This is a genomic window from Mesorhizobium sp. L-8-3 (assembly GCF_016756615.1).
In the GTDB taxonomy this organism is placed as follows: Bacteria; Pseudomonadota; Alphaproteobacteria; order Rhizobiales; family Rhizobiaceae.
This window is the reverse complement of the sequence record NZ_AP023262.1, coordinates 5,626,067-5,641,386: the sequence shown is the minus strand read 5'-3', so window position 1 is coordinate 5,641,386 and position 15,320 is coordinate 5,626,067. Positions and strand designations below refer to the sequence as shown.

The 15,320-nt window shown below is 62.4% G+C and carries 15 protein-coding genes; 4 read left to right on the top strand and 11 right to left on the bottom strand.

Annotated elements, in window-relative coordinates; genetic code table 11:
* Positions 1-98: 98 nt before the first annotated feature.
* From JN302_RS26090 to JN302_RS26070, 5 genes are all read right to left on the bottom strand, one after another.
* A complete protein-coding gene (locus tag JN302_RS26090) occupies positions 99-626 on the bottom strand; it encodes a gluconokinase (protein ID WP_202329662.1) in 528 nt (175 codons plus the stop codon).
* A gap of 3 nt (positions 627-629) precedes the next feature.
* The gene (locus JN302_RS26085; protein ID WP_202329661.1) at positions 630-1,616 is read right to left on the bottom strand and encodes an ABC transporter permease; all 987 of its coding nucleotides are present in this window, start codon (positions 1,614-1,616) and stop codon (positions 630-632) included.
* Positions 1,613-2,593: an ABC transporter permease gene (locus tag JN302_RS26080; protein ID WP_202329660.1), complete on the bottom strand. Its 981-nt coding sequence runs from the start codon at positions 2,591-2,593 to the stop codon at positions 1,613-1,615. Before JN302_RS26080 ends, JN302_RS26085 begins: the two co-directional genes overlap by 4 nt.
* Positions 2,590-4,131, bottom strand: coding sequence for a sugar ABC transporter ATP-binding protein (locus tag JN302_RS26075; protein ID WP_202329659.1), 1,542 nt, complete (start codon positions 4,129-4,131; stop codon positions 2,590-2,592). Before JN302_RS26075 ends, JN302_RS26080 begins: the two co-directional genes overlap by 4 nt.
* A gap of 77 nt (positions 4,132-4,208) precedes the next feature.
* On the bottom strand, positions 4,209-5,333 hold the full coding sequence (locus tag JN302_RS26070) for a sugar ABC transporter substrate-binding protein (protein ID WP_202329658.1): 1,125 nt from the start codon (positions 5,331-5,333) through the stop codon (positions 4,209-4,211).
* Between the two features lie 443 nt (positions 5,334-5,776).
* Between JN302_RS26070 and JN302_RS26065 the strand changes: the two genes are divergently transcribed.
* Genes JN302_RS26065 through JN302_RS26055 form a run of 3 tightly spaced genes read left to right on the top strand, consistent with a single transcriptional unit; the run spans position 5,777 to position 7,979 of the window.
* Complete coding sequence (locus tag JN302_RS26065; RefSeq protein ID WP_202306906.1) at positions 5,777-6,688, top strand: SMP-30/gluconolactonase/LRE family protein; 912 nt, start codon at positions 5,777-5,779, stop codon at positions 6,686-6,688.
* A 15-nt stretch (positions 6,689-6,703) separates the two neighbouring features.
* Entirely contained in the window at positions 6,704-6,925 is a 222-nt protein-coding gene (locus JN302_RS26060; protein WP_202329657.1) for a hypothetical protein, read from the top strand.
* Positions 6,918-7,979, top strand: coding sequence for a LacI family DNA-binding transcriptional regulator (locus tag JN302_RS26055; protein ID WP_244742134.1), 1,062 nt, complete (start codon positions 6,918-6,920; stop codon positions 7,977-7,979). The genes JN302_RS26060 and JN302_RS26055 overlap by 8 nt, the downstream gene beginning before the upstream one ends.
* On the opposite strand, the gene JN302_RS26050 is transcribed toward JN302_RS26055, so the two are convergent.
* A complete protein-coding gene (locus JN302_RS26050) occupies positions 7,976-8,155 on the bottom strand; it encodes a hypothetical protein (protein ID WP_202329656.1) in 180 nt (59 codons plus the stop codon). The genes JN302_RS26055 and JN302_RS26050 overlap by 4 nt on opposite strands.
* An 89-nt stretch (positions 8,156-8,244) precedes the next feature.
* Between JN302_RS26050 and JN302_RS26045 the strand changes: the two genes are divergently transcribed.
* Entirely contained in the window at positions 8,245-9,318 is a 1,074-nt protein-coding gene (locus JN302_RS26045) for an ABC transporter ATP-binding protein (protein ID WP_202329655.1), read from the top strand.
* A gap of 63 nt (positions 9,319-9,381) precedes the next feature.
* Here the strand turns inward: JN302_RS26045 and JN302_RS26040 are convergent, their stop codons facing one another.
* The 5 genes from JN302_RS26040 to JN302_RS26020 all read right to left on the bottom strand — a co-directional run bounded on the left by JN302_RS26040 (position 9,382) and on the right by JN302_RS26020 (position 15,120).
* A complete protein-coding gene (locus JN302_RS26040) occupies positions 9,382-10,224 on the bottom strand; it encodes a carbohydrate ABC transporter permease (protein ID WP_202329654.1) in 843 nt (280 codons plus the stop codon).
* Positions 10,221-11,105, bottom strand: a complete 885-nt coding sequence (locus JN302_RS26035; RefSeq protein ID WP_202329653.1) for a carbohydrate ABC transporter permease — start codon at positions 11,103-11,105, stop codon at positions 10,221-10,223. The genes JN302_RS26040 and JN302_RS26035 overlap by 4 nt, the downstream gene beginning before the upstream one ends.
* Before the next feature lie 62 nt (positions 11,106-11,167).
* Complete coding sequence (locus JN302_RS26030) at positions 11,168-12,442, bottom strand: extracellular solute-binding protein (RefSeq protein WP_202329652.1); 1,275 nt, start codon at positions 12,440-12,442, stop codon at positions 11,168-11,170.
* Between the two features lie 119 nt (positions 12,443-12,561).
* Positions 12,562-14,067, bottom strand: coding sequence for an arabinosylfuranosidase ArfA (arfA, locus tag JN302_RS26025; protein WP_202329651.1), 1,506 nt, complete (start codon positions 14,065-14,067; stop codon positions 12,562-12,564).
* Positions 14,068-14,193: 126 nt separating this feature from the next.
* The gene (locus JN302_RS26020; RefSeq protein WP_202306896.1) at positions 14,194-15,120 is read right to left on the bottom strand and encodes an ArsR/SmtB family transcription factor; all 927 of its coding nucleotides are present in this window, start codon (positions 15,118-15,120) and stop codon (positions 14,194-14,196) included.
* Between the last annotated feature and the right edge of the window lie 200 nt (positions 15,121-15,320).

Genomic DNA, 15,320 nt, shown 5'->3' with positions numbered 1-15,320 from the left:
TATCCTCGCCCCGGCCGGGTGAAGCCTGAAGCCGCCTCGTTCTTGTCTGGAGAATTTGGCCACGTGCGCATGGGCGGGTGCGGCACCCGGCGCGGCTTTCACGAACCGAGATAGTCGACGGCCTTGGCCACGATCGTCGTCACAGGTAACGTAGCATCCACTCCAAGCGCCCGTTCATCCTCGCCCGGCGGATCGAGCGCCTCGAACTGGCTCCGGACGAGGCTCGCCGGCATGAAATGATCATGCCTGGCCGCTACGCGTTGTTCCGCGACCTCCTGATCGATGTCGAGATACAGGAATACGATGTCAGGGCAATGTCCGCGCAAGCAGTCGCGATAGATGCGCTTCAGCGCGGAACAGGCCGTGACGGTTCGTTGGCCGGTCGCGGACATTTCCGCGATCCGCCGGCCGATCCGGTCGAGCCAATCCTTTCGGTTCTCGTCGTTGAGGGCTGTGCCGCTCGCCATCAGCGCAACGTTGCTGGGCGGATGGAATTGGTCGCCCTCTATGAACAGCGCGCAAACTTCTTCGGCCAGTTGTCGGCCGACCAATGTCTTGCCCGATCCGGCAACGCCCATCACGACGACAGGCGCATTCCCGCCGCTATGTTCCGGTGCTTCGTTCATGATTCAGCGGCTTGCCGGTGCTCGGCCATAGAGAAGCAGCATCAGGATGATGACCAGGCCATAGGTGATCTGGCGTCCGGCCTCGGGCATCTGCATGACGGACAGTATCGATTGCAGCAGAGTGATCAGGATGACGCCGGCGACGGTACCGAGATAGGAGCCGCGACCGCCGAGGATCGAGGTTCCGCCCAGCACGACCGCTGCAATGGCCGGCAACAGATAGGCATCGCCCATCGATTGGGCCGCCTTGGAGGCGTAGCCGGCGAGCAGGACGCCGCCGAACGCTGACAACCCGCCAGCCAGCGCGAAGGCGATCATCACGACCCGTCGTGTGTCCACGCCGGAAAGGTAGGCTGCCCGCTCGCGGTTGCCGATGCCGTAGACGGCGCGCCCGAAGCCCGTCCGTGTGAGCAAAAAGACCGTCGCGGCGCCGACAAGCGCCCAGATGATCACGGCATTCGGGATTCCCGGGATCAGGGAACCGGTCGCGAGGTAGCGCATGGCTTGGGTGGCGGAATCCTGCGGAGAGAAGCCGCCTGTGTAGACCACCATGACGCCCTGCGCCACCGCGTTCGTGCCCAAAGTGACGATCATGGACGGTATGCGCAGATAGGCCACGCCTAGCCCATTGACGACGCCGATCGCGATGCCGCAGAGGATTCCGAAGGGGATCGCAAGGGCGACGCCCACCGGTCCATAAGCCGCCGCCGCGCAGGCCATCATCGCGCCTGTTGCGACGGACCATGGTACGGACAGGTCGATCTGCCCCAGAAGGATGACGAGCATCATGCCCGTGGCGATCACCCCGAGGAACGAGGCGACCTTCAACTGCTGCAGCAGATATTCCGGCGACAGGAAGCTGCGCGAATAGAGGCTGCCGAGAAGAAGCAGAAGGATGATGCAGCCGAAAGCGGTCAGTACCGCCGGATCGGATCGGCGGATGAGGCCCGGCATGCGTCCGGCAAGGCGCGTCATCGTCGTCTCGCTCACTGGAACCACTCCAACCTGTTGCGCACCCTGAACAGGGCAAAGGCTCCGAGGCTGACCGCGACCAAAAGGATGATCCCCTGGAACAGGGGCTGCCACAGAGGGTCGAGGTCGAAGACGAACAACAGGTCGCCGATGGTGCGGAAGGCCAGGGCGCCAAAGACCGCGCCGATTGCGCTGCCTTTTCCGCCGAACAGCGAAACGCCGCCCAGCACGACCGCGGCGATCGAGAACAAAGTATAGGCATTGCCGCTGGCATAGGCGGCTTCGCCCGTATAGGTGAAGAAGGTGAGAAAGAGACCGCCGATAGCTGCGACGAGCCCTGCCAGCGTATAGGCCATGAACTTGCCGCGCCGGATCGGCATCCCCGACATGTAGGCCGCCGTTTCGGAAGAGCCGGCGGCATAGGCCGCTCGCCCATAGACCGAACGGCTGAACGGCACCCAGACGACCAGGATCACCGCTGCCAGCGCGACAAGGCTGGCGGGCACCACGCCGAGGATCCGACCGGTCAAGGCGTCGGCGAGCCCCTCGTTGACCGATCCGCCCGGGAAGGGGCGAAGAAGCAGAGCCAGGCCAAAATAGACGGCGCCGGTTGCGATCGTCGCCACGATGGGCTGCAGCCGGCCATAGATGACGATCGCTCCGTTGATAGCGCCGCACAAGGCGCCCGCCGCCAGAACCGCAATGACGCCGAACGCCGTGGCCTGAGGGGTGCCCAGCACGAGCCAGGAGGCCAGGCAATTGGTGAGCAGGAAGATCATCCCGACGGAGAGATCGATTCCGGCAGTAATCACCACCAGCGTTTGGGCCATGGCGACGAAGGCGAGCAATACGCCCTTGTTCGCCGCGGTCTGGACGACGTTGGGCGTGAACCCTGCCGGATGGTTCGACGTGTAGATGATGAACATCACCACGAAGATCGTCAGTGCTGTCAGCGTTCCGCGCTGCTCGGCAAACCAGTATCGCCAGTCCTTCATCGGGCTGCCTTTTGGCGCGCGGCCTCTGCGGGGTGGATGTTGAGAGCGCTGGCGATGAGCGCATGTTCGGTTATCTCGTCGCCGGCAAGCTCGCGCTTGATCGCCCCGTCATAGAGCACGAGCACCCGGTCGCAGCAGCCGATCAGCTCGGCATAATCCGTCGAGTAGAACAGGATTGCAGCGCCGCCGTCGGCGAGCCTGCGCAGCAACTGGTAGATCTCCTGTTTCGTGCCGACATCGATGCCGCGGGTCGGATCGTTGAGGAGGACGATGCGCGGGTGGCGCATCAGCCATTTGGCGATCACCACCTTCTGTTGGTTGCCGCCGGAAAGCGAGCCGACCGGGATATCGAGGCCGTCGGTCCTGATCTCCAGCAGCTTCACCATCTCGTCGATGTGGTCCTGTTCCGCGGCGCGGTCGACCACGCCGCCCCGGGTCAGACGATCCAGGCTGGCGAAGGACAGATTGTCTCGGACGGTCATCGGCAGCATCAGGCCTTCGGTCTTGCGATCCTCGGGGATGAGAGCCATGCCGATGCCGCGCTTGCGCGCCTGGGCGGGGCTGTTGATGCTCACCGGCTTCCCGTCGACCAGGACCTCGCCGCCGAGCCCGCGCAGCACGCCGAACAGCGCCAGCAGCAGATCGCGCTGTCCTTGTCCGTCCAGTCCACCGAGTCCCACGATCTCGCCGGCGCCGATCGAGAAGGAGATGTCCCGAAGCCGGTCCGACCAGGAGAGGTTGCGCGCTTCCAGGACCTTCGCGACATTGGTGTCGCGATCCGGTTTTGTCGGATATGCATTGTGATATTCGCGGCCGATCATCATTTCGATGACCTCGCTGTCGCTTTTCGAACCGGCCGGATAGCTGGCGACCTTGCGCCCGTTGCGGAAGACGGTGCAATCGTCGGCCAGTTCGGCGATCTCGTTCATCCGATGCGAGATGTAAAGCAGCGCCAGACCTTCCGCCCGCAGTCGTTTGAGCACAGCGAAAACGTTGGCGACATCGGCCGACGTCAGCGCGGACGTAGCCTCGTCCAGGATCAGTATTCGCGGTTTTCGCGCCAGCGCTTTCGCGATCTCCACCATCTGGCGGCGGGACAGTGGGAGGTCCTTCACCAGTGCCAGGGGGTGAATATCGGACGCTCCCGCGCGGGTCAGGGCCTCCTCGGCCATGCGTCGCTGCGCCCCGCGGTCGATCATGCCGAAACGCGTGGGTGGATTTGATATGATGATGTTGTCGGCGACCGTGAGTTCGGGGATCAGGGAGAGTTCCTGGAAGACACAGACGATCCCGGCGGCATTCGCCGCCGCGGGAGAAGCGAATTCCACCTGTCTCCCGTCGAGCGTCATATGGCCTTCGTCCGGGGCCACGACGCCGGCCATGATCTTGATCAGCGTCGATTTGCCCGCACCGTTCTCCCCCAGGACCGCATGGATAGCGCCGGCCCTGACGGAGAGATCGGCCTTCTCGAGCGCCCTCACCCCGCCATAACGCTTCGAGACCCCTTCCATTCGAAAGAACGGTGCCGTGCCTTCCATCGTAATCTCCGGGAATTGGTCGGCGACTTGATGAGGGGTGTCGCGCCTGCCGCGCGGCACCCCTGGAATTGCACTGGCTATTTGTTCTCCTTCGTCTGCCCCATGATCTCCTGCGCTTTGAAATTGATTCCGCAGGTGGGGAAGGAATTGCCGACGAAGAAGTTGTCGGACTCATTGGGGAAATAGTCCTGCCCTTCCTTGAGATCCGGATCGGAGGCGACGGCCAGCGGCAGCTTCACCTCCTGGGGCACGACCTGCCCCTCGAGAGCGGCAATCGCCGTCTTGATGGCGACCGCGACCTGCGCCGGACCGGTGCCCGCCGAGGTGCATTTCAGCCCCTCGGAGGCGAATTTGGCGCAGAACTTGCGGAAGCCGTTCTCCGTCTCTCCGCCGAAGGGGACGAACGGATGCTTGGCGTCGATCATGGCCTGGACGATGCCGGTGTCTCCGCCTTGCCCGGTGATGCCGTCGAACGGACCGTTCGTCGCGATGGCGTCGGCCGTGACCTTCTGCGCGACACCGTCGTCCCATTTGCCCATCACCTCGGTCACCTGGAAGTCCTTGCCCGAAGCCTGCAGCTTTTCATGGATGCCGTTGTGGCGATCGGTATCGACCGAGGTTCCGGCGACGCCGCGCACTTCGAGGATCTTGCCGCCGTCGGGCAGGTGCTTGACCAGCCATTCGGCCCACAATTCACCGAGCCCCTTCTGGTCGACATTGACGTTGATGGCGTCCTTCGTGTCCAGGATGTTGTCGAAGGCGACAAGAACCACGCCCGCTTCCTTGGCCCGCTTGATGACGGGCGCGAAGGCGGTCGGGTTCTGGGCGTTGACGACGATCGCGTCATAACCGGAATCGATGAAATTGTTGATTGCGGAAATCTGCGCCGGCACGTCCTCGCCGGTCGAGACCACCTTGAACTCCTTGAGCTTGGCCGCGACATCCGGCTGTGCCGCGTAGGCCTTTGCCGTCTGCACCATCTGGATGCGCCAGGTGTTGGCGATATAGCCATTGGCCAGCGCAATACGGTATGGCCCATCCTTCTTCGGGAACTTGAAGAATTTCGTGTCCGCCGACCAAGGCGCGAAGCAATCGGGCTCGACAGCGGGGCCCGAGACGATTTCAGGTTCGGCAAGGGCCGACGAGTTGAGCAAGACCAATGCCGTGGCTGCAACAATGCCGCCGACGAGTGACTTCACCATCGCATTTCCTCCCGTGTAGGCGTACCAGATCCGGCTTCGACCAGCGATCCGATATCGATTCCGATATCGATCTCCGGGCATTGCTACCGCCCGCCATCGGCACGCTTCATGCCGGGCTCGTTCGCGACGCTTCGGATCTCCTCCCAAAGGCAGTCACTGAAAGAGTTAGCGCTACCATTTCAGCCTTGTAAAGTGCTTTTTTGGGGACTTTCTGCCTGTCTCGATCGTCGCTCAAGGGCCGGATCGAGCATGGCCCCGGGTACCCTGCATCGAGGCTAGGTGTCCGATAGTGGCGCTTGTCGCGTCATTCTCGGCGAATGGTGCATATCGCAGGCACATGCGAGCCGGAGGCGATGCAAGCCTCGTCGCATCTGCCCCTTGAACCAGTTCTGATGATAGCGCTATCATCGCTGAGTTCTGTCATCGAGCGTAAGGGGAGGAAGATGTCGGACAGCTACGAAATAATCGACCGGCGCTTTACGCGGCTGGTCAATGACGCCGCGCATGTGGACAGGCTCTATACCGGTTGCCGCTGGGCGGAGGGCCCCGCCTATTTCGCGGCGGGCCGTTACCTGGCCTGGTCGGACATCCCGAACGACCGCATGCTGCGTTATGACGAGACGGACGGGAATGTGAGCGTTTTCCGGCAGCCGTCGAACCATTCGAACGGCAACACGACGGACCGGCAGGGCAGGCTGGTGACCTGCGAGCATGGCGGCCGCCGCGTCACCCGCACTGAGCACGATGGCAGCATCACCGTGATCGCCGAGCGTTGGAACGGGAAGCGGCTCAATTCGCCGAACGACGTGGTGGTGCGCTCGGACGGATCGATCTGGTTCACCGATCCGGCCTACGGCATCGAAACCGACTATGAAGGGCATAAGGCCGAGAGCGAGATCGGCAGCTGCCACGTCTACCGTGTGGACCCGGCGACGGCCGCCGTCGAAGCCGTCATCACCGACATGGTGCGCCCCAACGGGCTCGCTTTCTCCCTGGACGAGAGGCAGCTTTACGTCGCCGACACCGGCAGGACGCACGGTCAGGAACATCCGGCCCATATGCGTGTCTTCGACGTGGGCGAGGCTGGCGGCGTTTCCGGAGGCAGGGTGTTCGCCGATTGCACCGCCGGTCTGTTCGACGGTTTCCGCCTGGACGACGAGGGCCGCATCTGGACCAGCGCGCAAGACGGCATCCATTGCTACCATCCGGACGGTACGCTCATCGGCAAGGTGAAGGTGCCCGAGGCCACCGCAAACTGTGTCTTCGGCGGCCCGAAGCGCAACATCCTCTACATATGCGGCACCACTTCGCTCTATGCGGTGCGGCTGATGGTCAACGGCGCGAAACTCTATTGAGGCCGGGAGGCGGCAATGCCGTTTGTGCGCATCGCCATTGTTTGCGAAGTCCTGCACCCCGACCCGGCGGGAAGGAAGGCCGGCGTCGGCGCCAAGTTGGCTGGTGCCATTGCCGAGGCGACCGGGCTGCCGGAACTGGAGATCGAGTTCGGGCCGGGTCCGATGCTCTGGCCAGGAGATAGGGCAGCGGCGGTTCCATCGAGGTGTGTGCCGCTCCAAGGAGTTCTTATTGGCTGACGACATCGTAAGCGAACAGGGGCGGACCGAGCGGGCGAGCCGGCGGGGTGGTGGCCGTCCGACCATTGCCGACGTCGCGGGGCTTGCCGGAGTAGCGGCCATCACGGTGTCGCGGGCGTTGCGCGATCCATCACGGGTGTCGGCCGAGCTGCGCGCGCAGATAGATGCCGCCGTCACCACGCTGGGATATGTGCCTGATCCCAATGCGCGGGCCTTGGCGTCATCCCGGGCGGATGTGGTGGGCGTGCTCGTTCCATCGCTGACTAATGTCGTCTTCGCCGACGTGGTGCGGGGCATCTATGACGAACTGGGCAGCAGCCGGCTCCAGATCCAGATGGGCAATACGCACTATTCTCCGCTCGAGGAGGAGCGGCTGGTGAAGGTCTTCCTCGGCCAGCGCCCGGCGGCCCTCATCGTGGCTGGCATCGACCAGACCGATGTGACGAGGAAACTCTTGCGGACTGCGGGGTGTCCGGTGGTCCAGATCATGGAGACGGCCACCGATCCGGTCGACATGCTGGTCGGCTTCTCCCATTTCGACGCCGGCAGGGAGGCGACCGTCCACCTCCTCGAGGCCGGATACCGCCGCATCGGTTTCATCGGTGCGCGCATGGACCCGCGTTCGCAGCGGCGGCTGGCCGGCTATCGCGACGCCATGGAGGAGGCCGGCCTGTTCGATCCGCGTCTGGTGACCACGACGCCGACACCGTCGAGCGTGTCGCTGGGCGGGCAGTTGCTGGCCGATGCGCTGGCCCGGGTGCCGGATATCGACGCCGTCTTCTGCAACAATGACGATCTCGCTCTCGGCGTGCTTTTCGAATGCCATCGCGCTGCGATCGCCGTTCCGCGCCGGATGGGTATCTGCGGGTTCAACGATCTCGACATGATGCGGGTCGCCTTTCCCACGCTTACCAGCGTGCGTACGCCGCGCTACGAGATCGGACACCGCTCGATGCGGATGGCGCTCGACCGGCTCGCAGGCAACGAGGTGACCGCACCAGTCCTGGATCTGGGCTTCGAGTTGCAGGCCCGCGAGAGCACCCGCCGGCGTTAGACGCGGGTCACCCTCGGGAAGAGCCGGGTGCGGGAAATCCGCACGCCCGGATCCGTGAGGGCGAAAGCCGAATGGCTGAGTTGCTCGACCACGACCTGCGACGACCGCATACGCCGGCAACTTGTCGAGCCGTCAAGCAGGCTGCCGGGGGCTGGACCGAAGATGGAGATCGACATCGGTTGGAAACGCTCCGCACCGGCTGCGTAAACATCCTTGACATCGGATGTCTATCCGAAAATATGGAACACAGCGGAGGAGGATGAACATGGCCGAGATTTCGCTCGAACGTGCCTGGAAGCGCTTTGGCTCGGTGGACGTCATCCGCGATGTCAGCCTGCAAATAGCCTCCGGCGAGCTGGTCGTGTTCCTGGGGCCTTCCGGCTCCGGCAAAACGACGCTTCTGCGCATGATAGCGGGACTGGAAACGATCGACGGCGGCTCCCTGACGATCGACGGCGTCCGCTCGGAGACACTGCCGCCCGGCAAGCGGAATGTGGCGATGGTCTTTCAGAACTACGCGCTTTATCCCCATATGACGGTTGCTGAAAACATGGCCTTTGGGCTGAAAAACATCGGCGTCCCTGCCGACGTGATCAAGCGGCGGATCGCGCATGCGTCGAGAATGCTGGAAATGGAAGCGTTGCTGCAGCGGCGGCCGTCACAACTGTCGGGCGGGCAGCGCCAGCGGGTCGCAATCGGGCGCGCGATCGTAAAGGAGCCGAAGGCGTTCCTGTTTGACGAGCCGCTGTCCAATCTCGACGCCGCGCTGCGGGCAAGAACGCGGGTCGAGCTTGCCGAACTCCATCAGCGCCTAAGGTCGACGATGATCTACGTGACGCATGACCAAATCGAGGCGATGACGCTCGCCGACCGCATTGTCATCCTGAACAACTGCCGGATCGAGCAGATCGGCACCCCGATGGAGGTCTATCAAAGGCCGGCTTCGCGCTTCGTCGCGGGCTTCGTCGGTTCGCCGGCGATGAACTTCCTGCCGGTGACGCTGTCGGGCTCCGGCGACCGCGTGCAGGTGCGGCTCGGCGACGGAGCGTTGGTCCCGTTGTCGAGGGCTCCGGCAGAAACCGGGGCGTTCGACCTCGGCGTTCGTCCGGAGGCACTGACGGTGGTGACCGAAGGCGGGCAGACGTCGGGCACAGTCGTTGTGGTGGAGCGGCTCGGCGAACGAACACTCGTCTATGTACGGTTGCAGGACGGCATCCAGGTCATCGCACAGGACCGCGGTGTCTCGGCGCTTCGCCCGGGCGACACCGTCCGTCTGCAATTCGATCCCTCGGCGCTCCATCTCTTCGGCAACGACGGATGGGCTTGGCACGCGCAATAACGGCGGATCGGCGGCCCAGGCGGGTTCGTCGACCGGCCCGACCTCGAAGCTGCGACCTTGAGATCAGCCCTTGATCCCGGCCGACAGGGTAATCGCTTCGGTCACGCGCCGCTGAAAGAGCAGGTATGCCAGCGCTACTGGAAGACCGGCCAGGACCGCCGCCGACAACTGGCGGGCGTAGTAGATACCGAAGGCGTCGTTGACCTGCGTGATGCCTACGGTCACCGTCATCATCTCGGTCCGCGTGATGGCGAGGAACGGCCATAGGAAAGCGTTCCAGGTCCAGATGAAGCAAACGATCGACAGTGCGGTCGTCACGCCCCAGTTCATGGGCATGTAGACCCTGAACAGGATCGCGAACTCCGAAGCATTGTCCATCACCGCCGCTTCACGGAAGTCTCGCGGCACCTGGTCGAAGAACTGCTTGTAGACGATGACGATTACAGGATGGATGAGCTGCGGCAGCATTGTTCCAGCCCAAGTGTTCAGAAGTCCCAGATCAGCGACCAGCTTGAAGTGATTGATGATCAATGCCTGGATCGGAACCATGAAGGATCCCAGGATCAGCAACCATAGCGCGGTCCGCCCTGGGAATCGCAGCTGCGAGATCGCGTAGCCACACAGCATCGACGTGAACACGCAGATCGCCGTTACACCGACCGCGACCACCACGGAGTTCAGATACCAGAGCCCGATCTGCGTGGAAGTCAGCGCAAAGATGTAATGCTGGAAGGTGAGTGTCTCCGGCCAGAGTTCGATGAAGGGCCGCACAACCTCGTCTTCCGGCTTCAACGACGAGACCACGCCCCAGTAAAGCGGGAATGCCCAGACGACGGCAGAGATCGCTGTCAGCGCGGTGAGCAGTCCGCCCCAAAAACTCCAGCGTTGCGCGACAGCTCCTGTCATGCGCGGCGTCCGTCCGCGAGGCGCAGGAGCTGGAACTGCAGCACCGAGACCACGACAACGAGGACGAACAGCGTCACCGCGACAGCCGCTGCGCGGCCGCCCTGGTTCTGCTGGAAAGCGCGCTGGAAGACGTAGTAGACGAACACCATGTTGTCGTTCGGGCGCCCACCGACCGAGAACAGGTAGACTTGGTCGAAGATCTTCAGCTGGAGGATGAGCTGGATGGTGAAAACCAGCGAAGTGACGGGCCATAGCAGCGGCCAGGTGATCCGTCGGAACGTCGTCCAGCGCGTCGCATTGTCGAGTGCTGCCGCTTCATAGATATCGGCCGGAATGGCACGCAGTCCGGCCAGGAACAGCAGGATGGAAAAGCCGGCCGTCCACCAGATCGTCACCCAGGCCACCGCTGGCATGAACCAGATGCGCGATTTGAAGACCGGTACCCGCTGGATACCGAGCCAATCGAGCATGTGCATGGCAATGCCGAACTGGAAGTTGAGCGTCCAGTCCCAGATCAGGTAGACCACCGACACGGGCAGGATGTAGGGCAAAAAGAACAACGCCAGAATCATTGCCTGGAACCGCCCCTTCAGTCGCGATACCCCGAGCGCGATCATCAGGGCGATGATGGTCCCGGGCGCGACGGTCATCAGCACGAAGTAGGCGGTGTTCCATGCCGCCCTTCGGAACATCGGGTCGTTGGTCAGCCGCAAGTAGTTGTCGAACCAGACCAATTTGCCCTCGCCGATCAGCGGTGCGTCGGTGAAGGAGATACGGAACATCTGGAGGGTCGGATAGACGAAGGCGAGCGCGTAGATCGCGACGAAGGGAGCGATCAAAGTCAGCGCGACCAGTACGTCCTTCCGCTTGTTGTGGAGCATGGACTCTACTCGAAGGAGCGGAGCCACCGGATCATGGGTGGCTCCGAGTCGCCGAAAGGGGGCTACATGTTGTTCAACTCTTCCGTGATCGACGTAACGGCGTCAGCCGGGTCCATCTCTCCGTTCAAGGTAGGCACGAAGTGGTTGGACATCACATCAAAGATCGGCCCCGCGATGCCGGCAAGCGGCGACTTGGGGTCAAAGATCAGGTTGCTGGTCAGCGTCGAATAGGTCGCGTTCGGCTCCATGGCCTTGTATTCGGCCGAATCCGTGACCGGCTTGTATGCCGGGATGTGCCCGGCGGTGGCCCAGAACAGCGAGTGCTTGTCTATCCACGAGATCACCTCGAGCACCGCAGCCCGCTTCTCGGCGCTCATTTCCTTGCCTTGGTTTTTCGGGATCGCGAAAGTGTGGCTGTCGGCATAGGTGCAGGGTTTGTCGAACACCACGGGGATCTCAACCGCGCCCCAGTCGAACAGTTTGCCCTGCTTGGCGAGGTCGGTCATTGTTGGGACCTCCCAAACGCCGTTGATCATCATCGCTGCCTTGCCGGATGTGAACAGTGCGACCGTGGCGGGATAATCCGTGTAAGTCGACTGCAGCCCGGCCTTCGTCCAATCCTGAAGCACTGCAAGCGCGTTCTTCAGTTTGTCGCCATTGTCGCCCGTCAGGAACTTGCCGTTCGTCATCAGCTCGCCGCCCTGCTGGCACATCAGCGAATAAACAGTGCGGAACATGAAGTTGCCGTCCGCGGTCACGCTGCCCAGTGGGAACTCGACCCCGGCATCCTTGAGCGCCTGCAAGGTTGCCGTGAACTCGTCTCTGCTACCCATGCCTTTCGGCCTGCCGTCGTCGCCGAGCACACCGGCTTTCTTCAGGAGATCACGGTTGTAGTAGAGGACGATTGGATGCGTATCGAGCGGCACGGCATATTGCTTGCCGTCGACCGTCACTGCATCCCATGTGGCCGAAGCGAAGTCCGACGACGACACGCCCATCTTGGCGAGGTCGTCGGCGGTGATCTCGTCCAGGATGCCCTGACTCACCGCAAGCGGGATACGACTGGCGTGATAGGTCATCACGTCGGGCGCCTCGCCTACCGCCGCCGAGGTCTGCACCTTCGCATAGAAAGGCGTGCCCCATTCCAGCGTCGTCGCGTCGATCTTGACGTTGCCTGCATGTGCGGCGTTGAAATCCGTGATCATCTGCTTCATGCGGACGCCGTCGCCGCCGCCCAGGAAATCCCACCACACGACGGTCTCTTCGGCTTGGACAGCGCCGACCCAGAGACTGCCGGCCGCAACCAAGGCGGTCGTCGCCAACCTGTGAAAATTCATCTTCCTTCCTCCCAGTTGCACGGTTCTGAGCCCGCTTGAACCTGGCCGCTATCCTACATCAAAGTGCGATTGGTGCAACGGATTGATTGGTATGTATCGGAAATTCAGATACACTCTGATCAGAGTGCCACCCGCACCATGGAGTAGGAGTATGGCGGCAGTGTCAGGGTCAGGCCTTTGCCGCCAAGCACGGCCCCATTGCCTCTTGCGGGGACGACCGTCTCAGGCGCGTCCCTGGTGTTCCGGGCTTCCAAATCGTCGTGACGGATGATCGTGTGCTCGACTGACTTCGCAGCAAAGCCCTCAAGCGAAAGGTCGGCCTCCATCGCTTCGGATCCGTGCCGGTTTACGGCGAAGAAGGTCAGCGTGCCGGCATTGGCGTCGTGGACTCCCGCAATGTCGAGCCAGGGCACCCGGTCGGCTGCGGCAGCGCTGTAGGTCGGCACTTCGACGGCAAGTTGCAGCGCCGTGCCGCGGCCGTTCTTCGACGCCAGCATGAACGGCCAGTAGATCGTCTGCCGCCATGCCTCGCCACCCGGTTCGGTCATGATTGGCGCGATCACGTTCACCAGTTGGGCGATGCATGCGATCCGCACGACGTCCGACCGGCGGATGAACGTATTGATGATGCACCCGACCTGAAGAACGTCTTCGAAGTTGTAAATATCCTCGAGCAGCCGAGGTGCCTCGGGCCAACCCCAGGTCTTCATCCGCTCCGCGTCCTGCTTGCGTTCGTGGTACCAGACGTTCCATTCGTCGAACGAGATTTTGACGTCTCGTTTCGACCGGGACTTGGCCTTCACATAGTCGATGATGCCGGAGACGGTGCCGATGTAACGGTCAAGCTTCTCCGGCAGTGCAAGAAACTCCGCTGTGTTCTTCTCGTAGTTCTCGAAATACATGTGGAGCGAGATGTAGTCGATCTGGTCGTACGTCGCCTCGAGTACGGTAGCCTCCCATTGCGGATAGGATGGCATGTTGGAATGCGACGATCCGCAGACAACCAGTTCAAGGGTCGGATCGAAGCCACGAAGCGCCTTCGCCGTCTCGTTGGCCAAGTGGCCGTACTCGGCCGCTGACTTGTGGCCGATCTGCCATGGACCGTCCATCTCGTTGCCCAGGCACCAGAGCCGGCAGTTCCAGGGATCGCGGCGGCCGTTCTTTGCCCGAAGGTCGGACCAGTAGCTGCCACCCGGATGATTGACATACTCGACGAAGGCCCGCGCGGCGTCGAGCCCGCGCGAACCGAGATTGACGGCAAGCATCATCTCGGTGCCGGCCTTCTCCGCCCAGTCAGCGAATTCATGTATGCCCACCTGGTTGCTCTCGGTTGTATGCCAGGCAAGGTCGAGGCGCTTCGGCCTTCCTTCCTTGGGGCCGATGCCGTCCTCCCAATTGTAGGCCGACACGAAGTTCCCACCCGGATAGCGGCAGATCGGTGTGTCCAGGGAGCGGACGAGGTCGATCACGTCCTGGCGCATGCCCTGGTCGTCGGCAAGGGGATGACCCGGTTCGTATATGCCGGTGTAAACCGCGCGTCCCAAGTGCTCGAGAAAGGACCCGTAGAGACGCCTGTCGATGTCCGCGACCGTGTAGGCCGCGCTTGCTGTGACCCTTGCCTTCATGTCTCCTCCCAGGTCGGGATATCATCCGACTTTCCGGTTTGTATCGGAATTACGGAATCATTAGGCGCGCAGGATCAGCCTCCGTCAAGAGAGTATGTTGTAAACGGCCATTTCAGACTGGCTGCCTCAGGCTTTGACGAGGCGCAGCACGATGTCCTTGCTGTGGTTGCCGAAGCCGCTGCCGAATATGTTCAGGCCGCCTGGATGGCGCGCATCCTCCTTGACGCCGATGCGCATCCGGATTGACCGGTGCTCCTCCAGTTGAAGGTCTTGCAGCGAGCAGTCGGACACTTTCTCGCCGTCGCGGTAGGTTCCCGCCGGCGTCACGCGCCACTGCTTGAGGTTGCCATACTGCGATCCTGCAAGCTTCCACCAATCGGGCGTATAGACGCCTCGCTTGTCGCCATAATCCGCAGGGGAGGTCCATGTGTCGATTTCGCGCCCGTTGATGGCGATGGTGATGTCGGAAGGCCAGTTCTTCGACGTGCCGGGCACTTCCGACGAAAGTTCGAGGGACAATTCCAGCGCGCCGATTGCTGCCTTGGCAACCGTTGCATTGTTTGGAAACTGATATTCGACGAAGCCGCGCGTGAACCACAATAAGCCGGCGCGCATCCGGTCGGGATCCAGGAAGGTATCCGGCACGTCGAGAAGGCCTATCACACCATCCTTCGAGCAAAGGCCACAGGGCGCCGAGATCTCGCAGCGCGTGTACAGTCCAAGGGGCATTGCCACCTCGATCACGTCGCGGCCTTGGGCGGGGCTTCGGTCCTTGAAGGCGATGAGCAACTCAGAAAACGTGGAATAGCAAACCTTCTGGCTGCCCTTCCTGGCCCGCTGGGACTTTGTCTGGATGAGGCCGGCATCCACGAGCACCTGGATGTTCGCGGAGATCGTAGATTGCGGGAGGCCTAAATCCTCAGCCACCTGATTGACGTTTCGCGGACCCTTTCGGTTGAGCAGATCGAGGATGCGGACACGCACTTCGCTCGCGAGGCTCTTGAGAAGATCAATCCGCTCAATCGGGTCGACCACGATAATCTGGTTTGACATATGCCTCTGCTGCCTTCTGCCGAGGCTTTTGTATCAGCAGGTCAGATACAAATAAAGGCGCAAGTACTCGTCGTGATCTGCGACGGCCGCGCCCGCCTCGACGCAACTGCGCGATCAGGGGGTGTCGGTTTCCTCCGCCTTCGCGTGGACCATCGCATGGACGAAGTGCAGCACCGAAGGAGACGGCGCCGCGCGCGGCC

Bases quoted from the DNA above. Each gene is read 5' to 3' on its own strand.
- JN302_RS26090 (WP_202329662.1), bottom strand. From the start codon at position 626: ATGAACGAAGCACCGGAACATAGCGGCGGGAATGCGCCTGTCGTCGTG.
- JN302_RS26080 (WP_202329660.1), bottom strand. From the start codon at position 2,593: ATGAAGGACTGGCGATACTGGTTTGCCGAGCAGCGCGGAACGCTGACA.
- JN302_RS26075 (WP_202329659.1), bottom strand. From the start codon at position 4,131: ATGGAAGGCACGGCACCGTTCTTTCGAATGGAAGGGGTCTCGAAGCGT.
- JN302_RS26070 (WP_202329658.1), bottom strand. From the start codon at position 5,333: ATGGTGAAGTCACTCGTCGGCGGCATTGTTGCAGCCACGGCATTGGTC.
- JN302_RS26065 (WP_202306906.1), top strand. From the start codon at position 5,777: ATGTCGGACAGCTACGAAATAATCGACCGGCGCTTTACGCGGCTGGTC.
- JN302_RS26060 (WP_202329657.1), top strand. From the start codon at position 6,704: ATGCCGTTTGTGCGCATCGCCATTGTTTGCGAAGTCCTGCACCCCGAC.
- JN302_RS26050 (WP_202329656.1), bottom strand. From the start codon at position 8,155: ATGTCGATCTCCATCTTCGGTCCAGCCCCCGGCAGCCTGCTTGACGGC.
- JN302_RS26045 (WP_202329655.1), top strand. From the start codon at position 8,245: ATGGCCGAGATTTCGCTCGAACGTGCCTGGAAGCGCTTTGGCTCGGTG.
- JN302_RS26040 (WP_202329654.1), bottom strand. From the start codon at position 10,224: ATGACAGGAGCTGTCGCGCAACGCTGGAGTTTTTGGGGCGGACTGCTC.
- JN302_RS26035 (WP_202329653.1), bottom strand. From the start codon at position 11,105: ATGCTCCACAACAAGCGGAAGGACGTACTGGTCGCGCTGACTTTGATC.
- JN302_RS26030 (WP_202329652.1), bottom strand. From the start codon at position 12,442: ATGAATTTTCACAGGTTGGCGACGACCGCCTTGGTTGCGGCCGGCAGT.
- arfA (WP_202329651.1), bottom strand. From the start codon at position 14,067: ATGAAGGCAAGGGTCACAGCAAGCGCGGCCTACACGGTCGCGGACATC.
- JN302_RS26020 (WP_202306896.1), bottom strand. From the start codon at position 15,120: ATGTCAAACCAGATTATCGTGGTCGACCCGATTGAGCGGATTGATCTT.